The 1,718-nt window shown below is 40.2% G+C and carries 1 protein-coding gene; it reads left to right on the forward strand.

Annotated elements, in window-relative coordinates; all coding sequences use genetic code 11:
* Positions 1–846 precede the first annotated feature (846 nt).
* Positions 847–1,718, forward strand: an 872-nt coding sequence (locus tag VLN09_RS02890; protein ID WP_414709074.1) for a sodium:solute symporter family transporter, incomplete at its 3' end; no start/stop codon positions are given.

The following is a 1,718-nucleotide window of genomic DNA, read 5'->3' on the forward strand; positions in this document are numbered from 1 at the left end:
CAGTAACGCGGTACGTGTGGCCAAGCGCTATTGCTTAGGTCTAGCAGGAGTTTTTCGTGATAACCGCGTAACTTACTACGCAGGTTATGCCGTCTCTTAAAATACATAGACCCTCTTCTACTCTATTGTTTGAACACATTCTTTGTCTAACCACTTCCATCAAACTTTATTTTTTAATATCTTCCTCATCTGTCTAACAGACTTTTCAATGGTCAGTTTTATATATCATTATTTACAAAATTGACCATAAAATTTGTGATTGGTAGCAGAATAGGTTAGTCTTAAGACACAAACATGTTACTAGCATTTAACATTGCTGTAGTTTTAATTATCAATGCTACGTATGTCAGGTTAAATGCTTAGACATTTATCACCTGCCATCACGATTACGGATTATGTGTATTAGACCATAGATGAGTAAAACAATACTCGATCCATGGTTATATATATCTGATACACGCTATCTAAACCTAGCATAAGTCAAGCAGTTGCGACTTACCGCTCATCCGTATTATTGCTATAGATGCTTGTACAAGCCTTTATCAGCAGCCAGCTATATCACGTATGCATCATTCGTAGCGTAATGGTTCAGCCATTTACAGACGCATATCGAGCGTTGCCCCTATGATTTTTGACATATCCTTCATAATTTATGATGAAGTCATACAGAGGCAAAAGCCATCCGCTTTCAATTTTTTTTGTGACGGTTCATCTCGTTGCGTGCTACCTATAATTGACCTATAGGCTGAATAGGTCGTTTTTGCATACCTCATAGTCTGGGAGAATACGTTTTAATCTATATTTTACTTATAACAATTGCGAGGTAGGAATTTGAAAACTGAGTCATTGTTCCAATTTTCAGCATTAACCATCATTTTGCTATTACTGGCATTTTATGGTGGTACTTATCTGCTGTCTTTATTAATAAAAAAAGATAAGGAGACGACCTCAGGTTTTATGGTCGCCGGTCACAACGTCGGTTTTGGTATGGGCGCTGCTAGTATGACCGCTACTTGGATCTGGGCAGCGTCATTTTATGCAGCTGCCACGTCCGGCTATAAATATGGCGTCTCAGGACCGTTACATTATGGTTTTTGGGGTGCCTTGATGATTTTATTCATCTACCCTTTTGGGATGCGATTTCGTGAACTTGCCCCTAATGGACATACCTTGGGTGAACTTATTCACGCCCGCCATGGCTCATCAAGCCAATTAATTTTAGCCATATCTAACCTTATGGGCAGCTTAATTAGCTTGATGGTCAATTTCACCGCTGCTGGCGCATTGGTATCAGTATTATCACCTTTGTCATTCCAAACAGGGGTAATTATCGCCGGCGTCGGAGTGCTAAGCTATACCTTAACTTCTGGATTTCGTGCTTCAGTGTTTACCGATTTTGCCCAATTGGTCGCGTTAATGGCGATTGGTGTCATCATTATCCCAGCGGTACTGTTTTCCATGGGTGGTCCTTCTGTCATGGTCAGCGGACTTTCAAATCTAACTTTGCAGCAACAAGACTTTTTTTCATCTGAGGCCTTTTTTCAGCAAGGTGCGCCTTATTTCGTCGCAGTATTGGCCTATGCTATTGGTAATCAAACCATTACCCAACGTTTATTTGCCATTGATAAAAGCAAAATTAAAGCAACCTTTATTACTGCTACTGTCGGCTATGCCGGTATTGTAATTGGTCTCGGCATGATTGGACTTATGGCATTAAC

It is taken from the genome of Psychrobacter sp., assembly GCF_035469765.1.
Taxonomy (GTDB): Bacteria; Pseudomonadota; Gammaproteobacteria; order Pseudomonadales; family Moraxellaceae; genus Psychrobacter.